Below are 20,643 nucleotides of genomic sequence, written 5' to 3'. Positions count from 1 at the left end.
ACAATGTTTAGATAAAAAATGATTTTATCTAAACATATAAAACAAAAAAATATAGAAGCTTTTTAATTTAAAACTTTAATTTTTCTGGTAAATACTTAGCTACTAATTCTTTATAATACGGAAGCAAAGCATTAACATCTGGTTTAACAGGTGCTTTTGTATATAAATCATAAGGATTAAACTTTTTTACCCACTCAAACATTTCAACATCTTTATCATTCATTAAATGTGCATAAGCATTATCTCTATGCTGTGAATAAAAAGAATGAAATCTAATCATATATAAAGCTGGTTCAGGTAAGTAATCTTTCATTATTTGATATAGATATTCATCATGTCCCCAACTCATCTTCACTTTATCCAATCCGCAATTTTCAGAATAAACACCAAGCTTACCATTAAATCGCTTATCTGAATAATCTGGGTTATCTTTAAAAAATTCTGGATACACTATTTTATCTGAATAGGCACAACCTACCGGAAACGTATCGCCAACAACAGCCCATTGTGGTTCTCCAAAAAGACATAAAACTTTTCCTAAATCGTGTATAAACCCAGTTAACACAAACCAATCTGGGTGACCATCGGCTCTAATGGCTTCTGAAGTTTGTAATAGGTGTTGTGTTTGATCTAAATCAATATCTGGATCACTATCATCTACCAACGTGTTTAAAAATTCTACGGCCTCCCAAATGGACATTTCCTTTTTGTTAAACTTCAAAAATTCTTCCTCCTTACTACAAACAAAATCATAGGTTTGATAGGTGTGATTTATTCTATAAAACTCTTTGACTATTTCCTGTCTATCAGAATCTACATAATTTCTAAATTCCTCCTTTTCCTTTTTCTTAACAGATGGATCTGGATATCTCATTAGTAAATCATCTTCCCACGCATCTAAATTATGTAATGGATTGTCTGTATCTATTGGTTTTTTCATAAGAATTACATTAAAAGGTTAGAAGACCAAATTATAAATTGAAATAAATATTACAATGGATAATTCCATCAAAAACATGGATAAAATTTAAAATAAAATAATTTCTTGAAACGAACTATCCTCGAGGCAGAGCCATAGAGGTATTTCGCTCGTTTCATTTTGACCTTAGGGTCAAAAATCGAAATTATGTTATTTAGATTCCCGTTTTCACGGGAATGACAATTTCAACGGAAACCCCGACGCAGAGCGTCGAGGAATTCTTTTCGATTAAAACCATACCATTCAATTAATTACCCTTAAAAAACAGCTTATAATCTACTTCTCATGCCAAAAGTCTTCATCTTTAAATTTCACGGGCTCATAACTATTGTTCACTTTTACAAGCTTATTTAATTCTAAAACTTTACCTCCACCTGCTTGAAAATATTCTAACCTGAAAGGATAAAATCCTTTTCCTAAATATTTGATTCCTTCATGTTCTACTGTCCCATGACGACCATCATTATTAATGACCATATTATTATTTATAAACAGTTTAGCACCATCATCTGAAGCTAATGAAAAGTTATATAATCCATCCTTTTCAATTTTAATAAAACCATCATAAATCAATAGAAAATTACTTCCAGGAATATCTTCAGGAAATACAATATTGTTTACCAAGCCCGTTTTTATAGGTTGTAAATTTTTATAATCGGGAATCACTTCCCAATCACCATCATAAAGTTTGTACTTAATGCCTTTTACTGGCTTTTTAAGTTTAACGGATTCGTTACCTACATTTAAGTCACCATCTACCTCCAGTGTTATTACTGAATGTGGTGGTATATTTATAGTTAACTGATTCTTTTTAAAACTGAAATCTGAGAATAATTTATCACTAATTTGAATAGGATCATCAAAGCTATTGTAGGCATTCAGCTTATTGGCTGTTATAATTTTACCTGTTATGCCTAGCGGATCGAATCCTTTTAAATTGCATACTAATTTTTCGTTTTTGGTGGCGTGCAAATTACAAATGGAAATATGCATTTTACCATCATTATCGATTGAAGATGACATATTAAGTGCAGGAACAGATGCACCTTCATACATATAATTTTCACAACTCAATTCTGACGGCACCAAATAAGCATCTTGGTGAACTTTAAACATATCAAAAACATAATATGTTGGTGTAAGCACCATGTTTTCTCCTTTGGTAAGTATCATGGACTGAAGCACATTAACGACTTGCGCAATACAAGTCATTTTAACGCGATCGCTATGATTGTTAAATATATTTAGGTTGACGCCTGCGACTAAAGCATCACGTAATGAATTCTGCTGATACAAAAATCCAGGATTTGTATTTGGCTCGACGTCAAACCAAGTCCCCCACTCGTCTACCACAAGTCCTACTTTTTTATAGGGATCATACGTATCCATAATCGCGGCATGTTTTTCTATAATTTCCTCCATTTTAAGCGTAGATTGCATCACCTTAAACCATTCACTTTCTTTAAAATTTGTGGCCGAACCATTCAAAGTTGTGTAATAATGAAGTGATATTCCCCAAAAATGAGTACCTGTTTCTCGCATCAAAACATCGGTCCAATTGTAATCGGTCGCATTTGGACCAACTGCAATTTGCTTTAAATTATTGGAACCATAATTTTTAAGAAATGCAGAAAATTGGAGTGCTTTGTCTGCATAGTATTGTGCTTTCATTTTTCCACCACAACCCCAAGATTCATTACCAACACCCCAAAATTTAACACCGTATGATTTTTCTCGACCGTTCTGTTTACGCAGATCAGTCATTGGGCTCACGTTATCTGAATTAAGGTATTCAACCCACTGAGACATTTCTTGAACCGTTCCGCTTCCTAAGTTTCCGCTTATGTAAGCTTCACAATCTAGCTTTTGGCACAAATCCATAAATTCGTCGGTTCCAAAACTATTGTCTTCTGTTACAACACCCCAATTGGTATTTATCATTTTTGGTCTGTCTTTTGTTAAACCGATACCATCCTTCCAGTGGTATTCATCAGCAAAACAACCACCAGGCCAACGCAATGCTGGTACATGTAGTTTTTTTAGAGCTTCCACAACATCCGTTCTAATACCTGCTTGGTTTGGAATTTTAGAATCCTTCCCTACCCAAATACCATCATAAATACAATTGCCTAAATGTTCAGAAAACTGACTATAAATGTATTTGCTAATAATATTGATATTGCCACTTGTGGCATCTATGGTTGCTGTATTTGTTGTTTGTGCAGAGGTTTTAAAAGCCATAGCAACCACTATGGCAAGGCTTAGTAATGTTTTATTCATTTTATCAAGTTTATTTTCAAATCTTTTATAATAACCAAAACTATAAATGGTGATTCTAAAAGCTCAATGATTAAAAAGGCTTATTATTGATTACGAAAATAAAATTTATAAGATTAAAGGAAATGGATGAATACATCAAGAACATGGATGTATTGAGACAAACCTTATTATTTTCCTAGAAAAAACTAATTAATCAACTTACTTGGAGGAAAACCAAATTGTTTTTTAAAACATCTGCTAAAATATAAGGGATCATTAAAACCAACTAAACTTGTAACTTCTGAAACATTATATTTTTTTGTTTTTAAAAGTTGAGCCGATTTTTTTAAACGCATGGTTCTAATAAACTCATTGGGTGCCAAATCGGTTAATTCTTTTATTTTTCGATATAGCTTTGAAGAACTCACTCCCAATTCATTACATAAATATGAAGTAGATAAGTCTAATTCACTTAAATTATCATCTATTAAAGTTGTGACTTTTTGCATAAATTCTTCATCAATTGGTGAATGCGTAAGCAGCCCTATTTCACTTTCTACTTCTCCTGAAAATTTAGTTTTTAATTCTAATCTTGACTTAATAATATTTTCTATAACCGTTTTTAATAATGAAGGATCAAAAGGCTTTACTAAATAGCCATCTGCCCCTATACCATAGCCTTTTACTTTATCTTCATTTTCAGAAAGTGCTGTTAATAAAACAACAGGGATATGACTAATAAATTCATCACTTTTTAATTCTTCACAAAAATCAAGTCCGTTCATAACTGGCATCATTATATCGGCGACACAAATAATAGGCTTAATTTGTCTGCAAACTCGCAAACCTTCTTCTCCATTCCCCGCACTATAAACCTTGTAATAATCAGATAAATAATCTACCAAATATTTTCTAAGCTCATCATTATCTTCAACAACTAATATTTTTTGCTTTAATTCTGTACTCTGAATTATTTTCTTAGCAGGTACAATAGGCATTGTTGGTTTTCTGTCATCTTTTATACTATATTCAAAAACTTCTTTGCTTTTATAAAAATTTCGATCTATGGGAATCTCTACTGTAAATACACTTCCTTTGTTTGGTTCGCTCTCTACTTCTATCGTTCCTTTATGGAGTTCAACTAACGATTTTACTAATGATAAACCAATACCTGAACCTGTATTATTTTCCTTACTATTTGTAGCTTGATAAAATCGTGTAAAGATCTTTTTTTGACTCTTTAATGGAATTCCTATTCCATCATCAATGACTTCAACAACTAAATAATCTCCATTTTTTCCATTTTTCAGCCTAATAAACAAGTCTACATTCCCGTATTTATTTGTGAATTTTAATGCATTTGACAAAAGATTGTAGAGAATTTTATCATACTTATCATTATCTATCCAACCTACAATATCATCGTTTTCTGAAATAAAATTTAATTGAATTTTCTTATTGTAAGCCAGTTCTTTAAACGATTCATAAATGTTTCTTGAATAAGTAATAATATCAGTTTTTGAAACTTTAAGTTTTAATTCTCCTGTCTGCGCTTTTCTAAAATCTAGCACTTGATTTACTAAAGTCAATAACCTAATCGCATTTTGATGAATAAGATTGTATCTGCTTTTTTGATAATCGGTAGCAGCTTCTTTACCTTCCTCTAATAATTGTTTAGCAGGCCCTAAAATAAGCGTTAAAGGTGTTCTTAATTCATGTGAGATATTTGTAAAAAACCGGAGTTTTTCATTATTCAATTTAACATCCCGTTCTCTATTTACTTTCTCTGTAAGTAATTCTTGTTTTAATTTAATTCTGTTTTTGACTTCTCTTCTTATAAAATAGAAAATAGAGAAGCAAACAACTGCGAATAAGATAAATGCTTGAGGCGTTAACCAAAAAGGAGGTGTTATTTTTATTTGATAAGAAGCTACGTCACTCCAATACCCATAATTATTGCTAGCCTTTAATTTAAAAACATAATTATTTGGAAAAAGATTTGTATACTGAATGGTTCTTGAATTACTATTAGCAGAGATCCAATTCTTATCAAAGCCTTCCAACATGTATTCAAACTTATTAAGTTTTGTATCAGAAAATGAAGGCACAGAAAACTGCAACGAGAAATTGCGATTTTTATAATTAAGTTCTACATTCTTGCTGGAATTCAAATCCTGTACTAGAGGTATTTGCCCATTAATCTCCATTCCCGGACGTACTTCTTTATTCTGAATCTTAAATTCCGTAATAATAGGCATTGGCGTCCATTGATTTTCATTAATGGCTTGAGGAGAAAAATAAATAACGCCATTTTTACCGCCTAAATAAATATAAGAATTATCAAAATTATAAAACCCGCTAGAACTAAAAACATCTAATCTGTTCCCACTATTTACCTGATAAACATTAATATCGTTTAAATTACTTTTAAGTCTTGCAACACTATTGTTATTTATATTTAACCATAAATCCCCATTAGTATCGGTTACCATATCAGTAATCCATTTTCCTACAAGTTCCTTTGGCTCTGTGATATATTTAAAATTATTATTTAAAGCATCGTACCAGCTCAACCCAGTACGGCTAGATGCGTATACTTTTCCTTGCTTATCTACCATAACATCGCTTACATCTTCATCATTAACAAGTCCATTTTCTTTGTTTGTTAATAAATTATATGTTTCGATATTACCTGATTTAATATTGTATTTCAATATGCCTGTTTGCGTTGCGAACCAAACATTATCTGCACCATCTTTTTCTATAGAGTTTATAGAATAACCTGGCAACAATCTACTTGAGGTATCTTGTCTTTGTAAATTATTGATGTTAATAATAACGGCTCCTTGACCAAAAGAACCAACCATAATAGTATTATCTGATATTTTAGCAAAGGCAAATACAGCTACATCTTCAAAACCAACATTAATCTCTTTAGATTTATTTGTTACATAATTATAAATTAATATTTTACCATTCCATAAGCCACAATAAAACGTCTTTCCATCATGAGAATAAATACTGGCTATATCTTTTCTATTATTATAAAGAGGTATAAAACTTTCGTTATTAGAAATAAAAAGCCCATTATGTCTGGTTGCCACAATTATCTTATCATCATGCGTTTTTTCAAAACCACGAATACGAGGAGCTTGATTACCAATGTAACGAGAAATATCTTTATTGAGGATAAACTGATTTTCATAAGGGTCATATTTATCCAATCCATCTTCAGTTCCTATCCATAAGACTCCAGATGCATCAAAATATAGTGCCGAAACCAGATTATCAACTAAAGATGTATCATCTGATAAAATTGAATAATACCATTTATAATTACCTTTATTTATATCTTCCAGTTGGTCACATTCTAACAAACCCCCTAAAGTACCAACCCAATATTTACCATCTGGTGCTTGAGCAACGGACAAAAAATAGGGACCTAAACTACCTCTAACCCCTGCATCTTCGATATAAAGGTTTATAAATGAATTTGTCCCTTTATCTAATTTATATAAACCTTCGCGGGTACCAACAAACATATCAGATTTCCCATCTTCGTAAATAAAATTAATATATGGATTTTTCTCATCTGAATTCGGAATAGAAAGCGTATAGTTGGTAATTTTAACAACTGCTCCTCCTTTATCTAAAGTAATTTTTGCGACGGACCCAGTCCCAAAACTACCAATCCAAATATGTCCCTTTTTATCTTCAAAAATTTCTTTAACATATTCAAAACCATTTATAGAAACTTTTTCAAACCTATTCTCTTCTGGATAAAACAAATAAACTCCTTTTGTTTTGGTTCCTACCCATACTCTTTTAAATTTATCCACATGGACAGATCGAATCTCTTCATCTGGCAAACTATTTGGATTTCCTTTTTCTGTCAAAAAAGTACTAAAAGTATTTGTATCAGTTTTAAAAAGTGTCAATCCTTTTCGTGTTCCAATCCACAAATTATTAGAATCTTCATCTTGTTCTAATGCCGTTATGTCATCATTATAAATTTTATTTTCACCTAGTGACGAACTTAAGTAACTTTTAAATTGATACCCATCAAAACGATTTAGCCCCGAAAAGGTGCCAAACCATATAAAACCATTTTTGTCTTGAACAATATGCCTAACTGAATTATGAGACAAACCACTATCATCATTATAATGCTCAAATTTTATATTCTGCGCATTAGAATAATAACAAGTAAATAAAAAAATGATTAAAATAAATGAATACTGTCTCATAAAATGAATTCTAAATGCAATTTAATTTTTTTAAATCACAAAGTCAATCTTAATCCCATTTAAGGATCTAAACGTTCTAGATTATTTGTTTTTAAATTTATTTTGAAGTGATTTGAAGGTTGTCCTTTTAGGGTTTTTTGAAATATTTTCGCCCATAAAACTAACTTTTCATCATCAACATTTTCCAATTGTTTACACACCATTTGATATTGTTTTAACCTACTAAGTCCAATTTCTGGAATGGCTAATTCATCAGAATTTCTCAACCTATAAAAATCAAATATCATATCAAAACCCGTCCAATTTTCAAAATCACCAATAGTCAAATCATTAGATGACAACAATTTATGAATTTCAGAGCTATTACTATTTATTTCCAACAAATCTTTTCCTGTAAGTTTTAAAAAAGATTCTAAAAAATCAACTGGAAAATCCTTTGATAAAAACCGAAGTCTTACTAATTCTTTTAAATGCCATGCTGTAAAATCTTTATAATTTAAAGAATTCAGAATATTTCTATTCCAAATTTTATCATTTTTTATACTTTTCAAATATGCATACTCCTGTTCATAAAAGGGAAATAAACTATTAAAATTTCTAACCGAATCTAAAACAATGGTTTTCACCTCAAACTCTGAAGCAGAAAGGATTGTAAGTATTTTATAAGCTGGCATATAAGCCGCCAATGAGGGTGTTTGAATATTAAACAACGTATTGCCTTTTTCTGTTGTTCTAATACCCGTATCGTTTATATGCATGTGTCCTCCAAAATGAATTTGAAGACCCGCATCTGCAAATGCTTTGGCTACATCTTCATTTGGGACTCTATGCAATTGCATTTTATTAACTCCAAAAAGACGTTTTAATTCTGAAGACGCGTCGTCGTTAAAATCAACCATCGGGTAATGACTAAAAGCAATTAAAATCTTTCCTTTTTGTTTTGCTTTTTCTGAAACTTTCTTAACCCAATCTATTAAATGTTTTTTATACAAAAGCACATTATTATAGCCTATACTAGCTCCTGAAAAATCTTTAGGATTCTCTTTCAATCCTGATAAATTTGTATTAGGAACATATACATTGGCATCTATAGCTAAGAGCCAAACTCCGCTTATAGGTTCAACCAAGTAACTAGCATCTGGAAGTGATACATTAGTGTTATTAATGGCATATTTTCTTCTTGTTAATGAAGATTCTTTTAAAGCTTTTTCATAATTATAATCTTGATAATTATATTTTGAAAAAGGGGTTTCCCAGTACACATATTTTTTTTGAGGAAAGAATCCGAAATCAGCCATTTCCTGCGTCATTTCTTTATAGCCCCAGTTTTTAATATCAGATGTCACAATGGGTTCTAATTGATTTTCATTTATAACCAAATTCATTTTTGAACTAGTAAGAATCTGTTCTTTTCCATCTTTACCTAAAAAATCTGTTTTAGTGGCATCTTGAGAAAAAGGTCTTACCGCATCATGATTTCCTGTAGTAACAAAAAAAGACATACCATGCGTATCGGTAAATTCGTTAAGTATTCGTCTTAATCCTCTAATATGTATAGGTTGCCCGTCATCACTAAAATCACCAGGAAGGACTACCGTTTTTATTCCTCTATTTGCAACATCATTTAATGCTGAGATTAAAGCAAAATAATTTTCATTGAAAATTCGGGTGGATTGCAATTGTGAATCCATAGTTCTAATATTTGCATACTCTCCCGTTAGAGGGTTTTTAACCCCCTTATAATCGTTGTCTTGAAATTCTCCAAAAATATCTTGTAAATGAGCATCCGCTATGAAAGCAATGCGCGCATTATCATATACAGCTTCCTGATTTGTTTTACAAGAAACCAGTATTAGTAAGATTATTACAAATACAAGGTTTTTTTGAAATTTCATGCCATCAATAATTGATTTATTTCTTTATTGTTTCTTTCGGAAAAGCATATGATTTTTTCCAACCACCCAAATCAATTAAAATTTGATCTATCATGACACCCGAATCGACCATCCAAATTTTTAATATATGCTTTCCTGCTTTATTTACAATTTGTTTAACGCTCTGTACACTAGCATTTTTAAGCACATTTTGTTTCCATGCATCACTTCTTCCAAAAGTTTGAAAATCAACTATTACAGGCTCGGCATCATTGATTGCGACAGCACAACGAACACCTCTTCCTTCATAGTTAGCGTGAGTAGGAACTGCTTGTACTTTTACATCAACCTCACCAAAATTAAAGGCATAAAAATCGTATTCCAGTAATGGACTATTTTGCTGAATCAATTTTAAATCTGTTTCAGAATTTACGCTTCTAGGTAAAGCTGTAATTACTTTTCCTGTATACCCTAAACCTTCAAATAATTCCCAAGAAGCTTCTAACCCATTTACTTTTCTTGAAAAATTTTCAGCATTTATGGATACAAAACCTTTATCTTCAACAAAACCTGAGAAATCTTCCAACGCTTCAAATTTAGGATTATAGACAGATACCCCTATAGTTACAGTATGATCTCCACTAACAAAATCTATAGCGCTATTCACTTTGTAACTTGGAGGAATCAATTGAAAATCATGACCTAAAGGCGCTTCTTTTTGGTTTTCTCCTTTAGGCACTTTATCCCAATCAATACTTACCCATAAACGTTTTTGTTGTTTACCAGATTCATTTGTTAAAACACCTTTTGTTTCTGAAATTTTAATCCAATCATTTTTCGGAATTGCTTTCCACTCTACATTGCCTTTACCTTTTAAAAAGACATCAATAAAATAATGGTTGTCTGTATAACTATTAAAAACAGGTAAAACATCGGCATAACTATTTACTATATCATGATTGACTTCCATTTCATAACCTTCTAAAGCAAGACCTAATGCGGGTTTTTCTTTTGAATCAACAACAGAATAAACAGGTTTGGAAAACACTGGCAAAAACCTAGGTTGCATCGTCATGATATGATTCCATTTTCCTTGCGCTAGCGTTTTGTTATAATAATTGGTTTCTTTTAAAATGCGATTATAAGCATTTGCTGATTGCTCTCCATAAAAATGAGCACTTGCTTTTCCCTGTTGTGCTGAAAACTTATTTTTATAATGATAGAGCCATTTCTGATTTAATTTTGAAGCACCAATTACTGGATAATATACTAACTGATAAAATGCATCTTTACGACTTTCTGAGATCGTATTATATAGGCGTTCTGTGGTTTCAACTACATGTTCATAGGCGTTAATTCTACTCGTTACCTCATCACCATAATGATACTGCGTCAATTCTGTTTCGCCACCTTTCGTAACTGGTTCTACCTGACTCCAAGCCATAAACTCCGGACGACGCATATAAGCCAGTCGATTATTTTCAAACATTAAATTTGTGATTTCAGTAGCATTTTCGCTTCCAAATTCTCTGGCTGACCAAGATTTCAGATGTGTTCTTATAGACCTACTTTTATCAAAAGCGTCCATATTCCAAGCCATATCTAAAAACAATTCTATATTGTATTCGTGAGGTTTGATGTCGCCACAGTTCAAAATCCATAAATTGCGAGATTGAAATTCGTAAGCTTTAGACATTTCTTCCCACATTAAAACAGGATTCGTAGAATTTAGCCATAAGTAATCATGAGGACGCCCCCAGTAGGACGTATGATAATACACGCCGGCTCCACCAGAACGCCTTTGCTCTTCAGTGTTACTAAACTGACGCATGTAACCATAATTATCATCAGTCCATACCAGCGTAATATCTTCCGGTAATTGCAAACCTTTCTGATAATAAGTCAAAACTTCTTTATATGGTACAAAGGCTTGTGGAATTGTATTAGGACGCTTCTTGGTTTCCTTTTTTAAAATCGCCCTTTGGTCTGATATTATATTTTCTAATAATTGCACTTGTTGGTCTGTATCATCTTCTCCAACAATCATTGGGGAATCATGTTCTCCACGCATTCCTGTAGTATAAATATTTTCAAATTTTGCGGCTTCTTTTACGCGTTTTGTAAATAAGCCTTTTATGATTTCAGAATTGGTATCATAGCGATATTCACCCATTGTTTCATGATTCCATTCTGTATTGATATTGCTCAACATGGGCTCCGCATGCGATGTGCCTATAACAATGGCATAATCATCTGCTTTTTGCTTATTTTCAGGATACGAATAAAAGGGTTTTGTACTTCTATGCATTGCAGGCCAAATGGTATTTGCTCGTAAACGCAATAAAAGCTCAAATACTTTGGAGTAGGTTTTTGGTCCGATATCTCCAATTTCGGGTTCGAAATTTAAAGCTGCCCATCGTTGCAACCCCCAATCTTCATCATTTAAAAAAATTCCACGATATTTCACGGATGGCTCTTTAGAAACTTCATTTTCAACTGAAAGTATTATTTCATCTCGTTTTTCTGGAGTTACATCTGCCCACCATTCCCAAGGGGAAACACCAATCATTCTGGAGATTTCGAGTATACCATATGCTGTTCCTCTTCTATCTGACCCTACAATTACCAAGGCTTGATTGACGCCTTTAAAAGGATTCTTAACCACTTGAATACTAAAACGCTCCCAAGTATTCTTTATGATTGAAACATCTATTCTGTTCGATTTAATGAGGTTCTCTATAAGCTTATTGTTGTCAATAGTCCCAGCTAGAATAATATTATCATCTAATTCATTCAAAACTTTAATAGTTTTCCCTGTGGTATTTTTTATATCGGATGCCAACATTTTCGCGGCAATCTCAACCACTTTCGCATCTTTTTTATCGATGACAATACTGCAGGACTCCGTCGCTTTTACAATTGAAAAATCAAGGGCATTTTGAGCATTAAGAAAAGCTATTTGAAACAATAGCAAGGGGATAAAAACTTTAAATATCTTCATGGTTATTTTTTTATTCTTTCAAAAGTATCATTATCGAAGGATACTATGAAATTGGATTGAAATAAGGTTGATAGTATATAATAGTCCGTTGAAATTATTTGTGCACCAGACTCTTTGGCTTTTTCAAAAGGGATATAATTATTAGTTCTCGCTTCTTTAGTACCAGAATCAGCTCTTGTACGAACGATATATCCTTTGGCAACTAATTCTTTTATATAATCAAAATCCTTAATAGGGTCGTTTATAATTCTAAAGGCTGCTTCTGGGCGTCCTTCTTTACTATTTGCAAATAAAACCCTATCTTTTAACGAAGGATGCCCTTCTAAATACCTATTGATTTTATCTTCTTTTTCATCTAAGACAAAAAGAAAACGCCCTTTAACACCAGTCAATTCAGGCCAACCATTTTTAAGAATTGCTTCTTCTAATGTTTTAAAATTGCCTCTTACCAAATCGGGGGTAATTAATTGACTTTGCGGAAGCACACTTTTAATCTCGGTATCAATACTACTTAAAGCCAATGCCGAAAATGGTAATGGCTCTCGCAAATTTTCTATCACTTGATCCTTTGTATTCATTAAAATGAAAATTGGAGTATGATTTGGATTAGTATCTGACCATTTTTTTAGAGCAACTAAAGCATCTTTAAACAGCAAATAGTGACTTCTAAAATCAATATCTTGAATATGAAACATTTTTAAACCTGGCGCATTAAGTTTCTGCTCTTTATCAAAAACTTGGGGTTCCTCTCCCAAAGATCTCACTATTTCCAACCCTTTAGGATTCGAATAATAACCACCATTGGGATCGTAAAAAACATCTAATTCTAAATTCCGTAAACCTAAATCTAATTGCTTCTCTAATGATAAATGTGTGTATTGTAATGATTTTGCTTTGGAAGAATCTAATTGAAATATATAATTGAATAAAGGTTTTTCAATGGCTATTTTATAAGAATTATGACTTCCTATCACCTGTATATCATTTAAATGTGTGTCATTATTATTGCAACTACAAAAAGATATCGCTATTATAATTTGAAAAAGATAAAACTTTAGTATCGTACGATTCATTCGATTTATTATTTAATCACTTCAAATATTACCCGTTCGTCATGGTATTTAATCTGTTAGGTTAACATGTATCTTCTGTTGATAAATACTTAAGATGCACTTATAAAGTGCAAAACTTCATTCACTAACAATGTCAGTGAGCGTAAAATTTATCCCCAATGGGTTTTTAGTCATTTTACATAGTAAGGGAAGTTTAGGATTTTGTAAAATCCACATTTCCGTGTTATCAATTTGTGCTACCACGTGCAAAGTTGATAGTGCTATTCCGTCAATAATCACAGGATCCGTTTCTTCACTTTTATCTAATACATACGTAGTATTATTATAAACAAATTGGTCGTTTTTTAATAAATCCTGGTAAGCTGATTGCGAAATCATAAAAAACGTTTCCGTAGGTTTCAAAACTAAAATGGGTGCATTTTCACCTTGATTAAAACTCAATTCCGTGCCGCTTTTAACCGCTTCCGGCATCATTCTGATACTGCTTTTTACGCCTCGTGTTTCTAAATGAAACACTAAAGTATCTGAAATTTTTTCTTTAATAAGAGACAACGTTCTTGTTTGTCCATGCAACTTACAGATATAATGTAAAGCCGTATTATTTTTAATTGATGGTATATTATTTTGTGCCAAACACACATGATACGTCGTACAAAAAATGATTATTATAATGATGTTTTTCATCTGTTTATTTTTATTGTTTTTTAATTGTCAGATGTAATCCCCATATTCATCATTGGTTGATAAACCAAATTAAATTTGTTGGGATTTCATATCTTAATTATTTTGTTGGTGGCAACATAGTTGTTCCCCAAGAAGATGGTTTTGCTGACATTTCTAATATTAATTCCCCACCATTAACAATATCTTCATGTAAAATCCATGCTTTATTATATGGTTTCCCGTTTAATGAGGCTGTTTTAATATACTTCTTTTTATCGCTTAAATTTTTAGCAGAAATTTTGAAAGACTTATCACCCTTCAATTTTAAAGTCACCTCTTTTACTAACGGGGTATTTATTAAATAATAAGGTTGTCCTGCGTTTGGATACAATCCCATCATATGAAAAGCCAACCAAGAAGACATGGCTCCAGAGTCGTCGTTACCAGGCAAACCCTTTGGCGAACTATTAAAATTATTGTTAATAATATGTCGAATTCTATCACTACTTAAATCTGGACGCCCAATCCAGTGATACATAGTAGGTGTTAAAAAAGAAGGTTCATTTGACACATCGTATAATTCTTCATCAAAGAAGGTATCTAATCTATTTTTAAAAGCTAAATCTCCTCCAGACCTACTGATAACTTCAGGAATATCATGAGGAATACTTAAAGAATACTCCCAAGACGTCCCTTCATAAAAAAACACGCACCAATGGCAAACATACCATGGAGACTCTGTAATTGTTGGCGTATACTTAAATGTAGGCTTTTGAATTTTTGATTCCCCGAAAACTACCTCGTCCAGCCAATTACCTGAAGCATCTTTAGGCATAATAAATCCTGTAGAACCATTATTTTCATAATCTGCACGCCATAAATTTTTCCAATTTTCAGATTGTTTTATATATCTATCATAAATACCATCGTGATGTAACCCCTTGGCAACTATAGCTATATTGTAATCATTATAAGCATAATCAATAGTTCTATTACCTGCTCTATCTACTCCATAAGGGATATAGCCTAATTGTAAATAATCAACTAATCCGCCGCGTCCTTCTTTTTCTTCATTACCTCCTGGAGGTACTTCGGCATCTTTAAGCATAGCTTTTAAGGCTAACTCATAATCTATCCCTTTTAAATTCTTAACAAATGCATCGGCAATAACTGTTTCGGCATTAGAACCACCTTGGGTTCGTCCATTTTCGTTTCCACTTCTGCCTTCTGGCAAATAGCCATCACGTTTATAAATATTTAACATCGCATTAATAATCTCAACCTCTCGGTCAGGATCTATGAGTGTAATTAATGGACTAGATGTTCTAAAGGTATCCCAAATACAATAAAAATCATCGTAATAAGGTTCATTATTAGTCCATAAAGGATTTTCTCCCGTTCTATCAACAGGCATTATCATGGTATGATACAAACCCGTATAAAACATTTTTTTATACGTTTCAGAAGTATCATCTGATAGCGTAATACGACTTAACAAGTGTTCCCATTTATTTTCTAACGCTAACAAAACGGCATTAAAATCCCAATGTGGAATCTCTACTTCAATATTATTTTTTGCTTTTAATGAACTTAAAAACGAAATACCAATTTTAACATTAAGTTCTTTTTTTCCTTGATTACCAAAAGAGAGTAAAGCACCTGTTTTTTTACCAGAATCAAATTGGGATGGTTGATTAACATAAAACTCACCATCTTTCCAAGTGACATAATTTGCTATTGGCTGATCGAAAGTAGCCCAAAAGTAAACAGTATAAGCACGACCATTATTCCAACCTCCTCTAATTCTGCTGTAACCTCTAACCTCTGTATCTGAAACTACTTCAATTTGAGAGCCTACAAATTGTTGTGCTTCTCTAGCATCTGGATTTGGCTCTTTTGGTTCTCCTAAAAAGAAACCTGGATCAATCTTTAGATCTTTAGTTGCATTTTCAGGATATGTGATTCTATAAAAAGACACCTTTTCTCCTGTGGTTATTTCTGTTTTTATATTATTCTCTTTAAAAACAGTCTCATAGTATCCAAGTTTTACGTTTTCTTCTTCTCTGTATGAGGTTTGATCTATTTTATTTAAATCACCCGAAAAAGGCATAATTTGAATGTTCCCATATTTTGGCCCACCACCTGTACCACTAACATGCACCTGACTAAACCCTGTTACTTCTTTTGGCATTGGCAACCAACCACTATTTGGGCTAACTGTACAATCTGGACTAGGTTTTACCATGCCATAAGGACACGAAGGACCAATAAACACTCTTCCTGTTCCTTCGGAACCAATCATTGGATCTACATAATTGTGATACTGACTTTGTGCAGAAATTATATTGAAACACACTGCAATTAACCCTATAAATAATATCTTTTTTTTCATAATTAAGTTATCTTTTTTCGGTAAGTAAAAGCGTTGACTTATTATTAGTTTCTTTAGACATTTTTAAAACTAATGTACCTCCTTTAGTAATATCATTATGCTTTATAGTGTAATTACTAACAGCAGTATTATTGAATTCAATATTATTTACATAAATATTTTCTTCTGAATTTCCTTCTGCTTTAATTACGAAGTCCTTACCCGAATAATAATCTGGGTTTAATTTTATAGTCACTTTATTAAAAATAGGACTTCCAATTTGATATTCTGGATTTTCTTCAGTGCCTCCATTCATTTGAAACAAACCAATTTTTAATAACACATTTAAACTCCCCATTAAACCTTGGTCTTCATCGCCATTATAACCTGTGTTAGTGGCTAATCCATTAAAAGTTTCTTTAATTACTTTTCTTGTCCAGTATTGTGTCAAATCTGGTCTACCAAGTTGATTAAAAATAAATGACGTCTGTATAGAAGGTTGATTTCCGAAATTAATTGGAATACGACTGTGTTCAGGATGTAATTCGGCATCATGTGATGTCCCTGATGTGAATTTTAGATTTTGAGCCATTTCAAATTGACTATTTAATTTTTCTACTGCATTTTCTTTTCCTCCCATTAAATTAGCTAATCCGTCAATATCATGAGGCACAAACCACGTTGATTGTGCTGCGTTAGATTCTATAAATCCATTTTCATATTGATAAGGATCAAAATCCACTTTCCATGTACCATCTATATCTTTAGGTGACATCCAACCTATTTCTTCATTAAATACATTTTTATAATTTTCAGAACGCTTCAAAAAATAATTATAATCATCAACATACCCTAACTTTTTAGCCAATTGCGCTAAAGTCCAATCTTGATAAGCATACTCCATAGTTTGACTCGTACCATCCTGATGCAAACCATAATTACCATCTTCTGGTAAAGGATGAGGTACAAAACCGTTTTTTAAATAATATTTTAAACCACCTCCAATATCTGTATGATGCTCATATCCTGCTTTTCCCATAATACCATTTAGCATATGATTTTTTTTAAGAGCTAAGTAAATAGATTCCAAATCATCTTTTATGATGCCTTTTTGAATAGCACTCACCAGGAAAGGAGTAGAAGATGCACCTGTCATAACATATGTATAATCGCCCCCTGATGGGCCACGAGGAATAAGACCGCCATCTTTATAATATTGATTTAAAGAAAGCGTAAACTCTTTCATAATTTCTGGATACACCAATCCCCAAAGCGTATTAATTGTCCATTGAGCACCCCAAAACGAATCGGAATTGTAATGATTAAATAATGGTTCCCCAAAAGTGTTTAATGGTAATTGACCTATTTTAAATGTTTCACCTGTGTTGTCTGGATATGCTCCATTAACATCGCTAATAATTCGTCTACCTTGTAGCGCGTGCCATAAATCTGTATAAAATCTACTTTGCTCAGCAGTGGTTCCGCCTTCAACTTCAATTCTTCCTAATAACGAATTCCACTCTTGTTTAGACTCTTGTACTATTTTGTTAAAATTCCAATGAGGTAATTCTTGTTGAATATTAATCGTTGCATTTTCTATGGATGTATAAGAAATTCCTGTTTTTAATAAGACTTCTTTATCTGTTTTGTTTATGCTAACTAGATAATTACCTGTATTAATATCTCTTTCAATAGCACGTACTGAAACATTTAATTGAACTTTAAAATATATGGTTAATGGCTTTGGCCGTCTGTGTGTGGGAGCGGCAACTAATTTGCCAGACAACTCACGTTCTCCTGTTTGTTCTAATTCGCCTTCTACATTTTCACACGGACCTAAAATGGTATTTAAGTTGAAAAGGATACCTGCCTCTTTATTTTTTGGAAAAGAGTATTTATGTAAACCTACTCTTTTTGTACTTGTTAACTCTGTCTTAATTTGATATCTATCTAACTCTAAGAAATGATAGCCTGGAGTTATTATTTCGTTTTGATGATTGAATGATGAATAAAAATCGGTGAAAATATGTTTTTTGTTTTCCTTAGAAATGGTTACAGGCATAATAGACAAGCCTGATATTTGCCACGCATGAATGTGACTAAAACCTTTTATTGTATCGGTTTGATATCTATACCCAGATCCCCATGCACCATCTATTTCTGTATCTGGACTTAAATTAACCATCCCAAAAGGACGACTCGCTGAAGAAAAGAAAAACCATCTTGAATTATCTGTATCAAGTAATGGATAAACATTATCGACAAATTGTGTATTTTTAATAGTTGTTATTTTTTCTTCTTTACAGGAAATGAAAAAAAGAAAAAACAATCCTATTCCAATATTTTTTATAATGTGAATTCTTTTCAATTTCATTGACTTCTAATCTTTGATGACGTTAATCTTTGAAGGGAATTTTATAGAATTAAGAATGACAAAACAACCCTTAAATTTGATAATATTTGGTTTAAAAAAATATAAGCAGGCAATTTACTCGCCTGCCTATATTTAAAAACTAAACTATATAAATATTCTGCTATTAATTATCGTAATTTGGATTTTGTGTAATAGCTCCTCCAGTAATGTCTATTTCTCCTTGAGGAATAGGTCTTAAGAGATGCTTTGCTTCTAAGGCATCATTAAATTTTGCATGCGGATTATGCATTAAAGTTCTTTCAATTAACTTTCCAGTTCTTTTTAAATCCATCCATCTATTAACTTCGCCTGTTAATTCTCTAGCTCTTTCATCAAGAATAAAATCAAGATCTACATCTCCAGCTACTACTGGTATAGTTATACCCGCTCTAGAACGTAATGTTGTAAGACGTGCAGCTGCATCAATAGAATTGCTTGATTTAAAATAAGCCTCTGCAGCAATTAAATATGCTTCTCCAGATCGCATCATAACCATATCTCTTTCTCCTTGTGAAGATTGATCTGGTTGTGTAAATGGTACTGAAGGATCAGCAAACTTAATAAATTGAGGGTAATGTACTGGTGTAATACCATCACTTGTAAAATATGTATCTGGGTTAATTACTGCATATGGCACAGCATCTATTTCAGCTTGAGTCCAAGCCGTTTTTGGTAACAATATCGCTAACTCTCCAGCAGATACTGCTTCACCGTTTTTACCTGTATAATCTTCAGTAGCATAAATCTCTCTTGTAAATGTAGCTTCTGCTCTTTCATCATCATCATCAAAAAGACTATAAAAGAATGGTGTTGGCATAGGATCTAAACCTTTACGTGTTCTAGTTAAACCTGGATAATCAAAAAATCTAAACTGGTATAACATGTGTCTAGAATTACCCCAACCTCTACTTACTGAATTACTTCCAAATAAATATGAAAATACAACTTCAGAGTTTCTCTGATTAGTTATATCTACTAAGCTAGCAAATGAAGGCACCAAAGGGTGATTTGAAATCACTGTATCTGCTAATGCAGCAGCATCTGTAAAATCAGATCCCGAACCAAAAGATTTATAACCTCTAGTTAATAATACTTTAGACATTAAATGCCTTACAGCATCTTTAGATACTCGTCCATAAACACTTGCTGTAGGAGGCACACCCGCTAAAGCATCTTGAAGATCTGATACTATTTGCGTGTAAACAGCTTCTTCAGTTGCACGTGAATATTCGGCATTTGCATCTGTAATTTGATTAACTATTAATGGTACACCACCAAAATTTTCCACTAAATTAAAATAAGACATTGCTCTAAAAAATTTAGCTTCTCCTGTTCCAACTGTTTTAACTGCTGATTCAATTCCTTCAATTATTTCAGCATTATCTATAGCAGTATTAGCTGCAGAAATTATGCTATATTGATTCGCCCAATATGTAGCAACTACACCGTTTAAAGGTGTAAAATTTACATAATCATTAATATCGCTAACTCCTGATATTGCAGAACCTCTGGTAACTATATCTGTACCCAAATCTTCAAGCGTATAGTACATATCAGGTGCATAATGCGTTGTAGTTTCTCTTGCTCTCTCGTAAACTCTTGCTACTAACTGGTCGAAAGTATCTGGGTTAGAACTTGTGTTCTCTATAGTTAAAAAAGAATTATTCTCTTCTTCTAAGTAACTCTCACAACTTGTGCTTAACACACCAATTGTAAGTAATATTAAAATTAATCTATTATTAATATTTTTCATTTTTCTTAAA

Annotated in this window: 10 protein-coding genes; all 10 read right to left on the bottom strand. The window is 32.3% G+C overall.

Annotated features, from left to right (window positions below; genetic code table 11):
* Nucleotides 1-67: 67 nt before the first annotated feature.
* Complete coding sequence (locus RHP49_09625; protein ID WNH11180.1) at nucleotides 68-940, bottom strand: inositol oxygenase family protein; 873 nt, start codon at nucleotides 938-940, stop codon at nucleotides 68-70.
* 315 nt (nucleotides 941-1,255) lie between these two features.
* Nucleotides 1,256-3,259 (bottom strand): alpha-L-arabinofuranosidase C-terminal domain-containing protein, encoded by a 2,004-nt coding sequence (locus RHP49_09620; GenBank protein WNH11179.1) that lies wholly within the window; start codon nucleotides 3,257-3,259, stop codon nucleotides 1,256-1,258.
* A gap of 185 nt (nucleotides 3,260-3,444) precedes the next feature.
* Entirely contained in the window at nucleotides 3,445-7,485 is a 4,041-nt protein-coding gene (locus RHP49_09615; protein WNH11178.1) for a two-component regulator propeller domain-containing protein, read from the bottom strand.
* Nucleotides 7,486-7,544: 59 nt separating this feature from the next.
* Nucleotides 7,545-9,380, bottom strand: a complete 1,836-nt coding sequence (locus tag RHP49_09610; GenBank protein WNH11177.1) for a metallophosphoesterase — start codon at nucleotides 9,378-9,380, stop codon at nucleotides 7,545-7,547.
* Nucleotides 9,381-9,396: 16 nt separating this feature from the next.
* Nucleotides 9,397-12,360: a glycosyl hydrolase 115 family protein gene (locus RHP49_09605; protein WNH11176.1), complete on the bottom strand. Its 2,964-nt coding sequence runs from the start codon at nucleotides 12,358-12,360 to the stop codon at nucleotides 9,397-9,399.
* A 2-nt stretch (nucleotides 12,361-12,362) separates the two neighbouring features.
* On the bottom strand, nucleotides 12,363-13,433 hold the full coding sequence (locus tag RHP49_09600; GenBank protein WNH11175.1) for a phosphatidylinositol-specific phospholipase C1-like protein: 1,071 nt from the start codon (nucleotides 13,431-13,433) through the stop codon (nucleotides 12,363-12,365).
* Nucleotides 13,434-13,550: 117 nt separating this feature from the next.
* Nucleotides 13,551-14,117 carry a hypothetical protein gene (locus tag RHP49_09595; protein WNH11174.1) on the bottom strand — a complete coding sequence of 189 codons (567 nt, stop codon included), beginning with the start codon at nucleotides 14,115-14,117 and terminating at the stop codon, nucleotides 13,551-13,553.
* A gap of 97 nt (nucleotides 14,118-14,214) precedes the next feature.
* Entirely contained in the window at nucleotides 14,215-16,488 is a 2,274-nt protein-coding gene (locus tag RHP49_09590; protein WNH11173.1) for a GH92 family glycosyl hydrolase, read from the bottom strand.
* Between the two features lie 7 nt (nucleotides 16,489-16,495).
* A complete protein-coding gene (locus RHP49_09585; protein ID WNH11172.1) occupies nucleotides 16,496-18,841 on the bottom strand; it encodes a GH92 family glycosyl hydrolase in 2,346 nt (781 codons plus the stop codon).
* Between the two features lie 163 nt (nucleotides 18,842-19,004).
* Nucleotides 19,005-20,633 carry a RagB/SusD family nutrient uptake outer membrane protein gene (locus tag RHP49_09580; GenBank protein ID WNH11171.1) on the bottom strand — a complete coding sequence of 543 codons (1,629 nt, stop codon included), beginning with the start codon at nucleotides 20,631-20,633 and terminating at the stop codon, nucleotides 19,005-19,007.
* Between the last annotated feature and the right edge of the window lie 10 nt (nucleotides 20,634-20,643).

The organism is Flavobacteriaceae bacterium HL-DH10, assembly GCA_031826515.1.
Classification (GTDB): domain Bacteria; phylum Bacteroidota; class Bacteroidia; order Flavobacteriales; family Flavobacteriaceae; genus Thalassobellus; species Thalassobellus suaedae.
Note: the sequence above shows the minus strand (reverse complement) of the source record. Positions and strands in the feature narration are given on the sequence as shown.

Coding starts and splice junctions, on each gene's coding strand:
- RHP49_09625 (WNH11180.1), bottom strand. CDS start 940: ATGAAAAAACCAATAGATACAGACAATCCATTACATAATTTAGATGCG.
- RHP49_09620 (WNH11179.1), bottom strand. CDS start 3,259: ATGAATAAAACATTACTAAGCCTTGCCATAGTGGTTGCTATGGCTTTT.
- RHP49_09615 (WNH11178.1), bottom strand. CDS start 7,485: ATGAGACAGTATTCATTTATTTTAATCATTTTTTTATTTACTTGTTAT.
- RHP49_09610 (WNH11177.1), bottom strand. CDS start 9,380: ATGAAATTTCAAAAAAACCTTGTATTTGTAATAATCTTACTAATACTG.
- RHP49_09605 (WNH11176.1), bottom strand. CDS start 12,360: ATGAAGATATTTAAAGTTTTTATCCCCTTGCTATTGTTTCAAATAGCT.
- RHP49_09600 (WNH11175.1), bottom strand. CDS start 13,433: ATGAATCGTACGATACTAAAGTTTTATCTTTTTCAAATTATAATAGCG.
- RHP49_09595 (WNH11174.1), bottom strand. CDS start 14,117: ATGAAAAACATCATTATAATAATCATTTTTTGTACGACGTATCATGTG.
- RHP49_09590 (WNH11173.1), bottom strand. CDS start 16,488: ATGAAAAAAAAGATATTATTTATAGGGTTAATTGCAGTGTGTTTCAAT.
- RHP49_09585 (WNH11172.1), bottom strand. CDS start 18,841: ATGAAATTGAAAAGAATTCACATTATAAAAAATATTGGAATAGGATTG.
- RHP49_09580 (WNH11171.1), bottom strand. CDS start 20,633: ATGAAAAATATTAATAATAGATTAATTTTAATATTACTTACAATTGGT.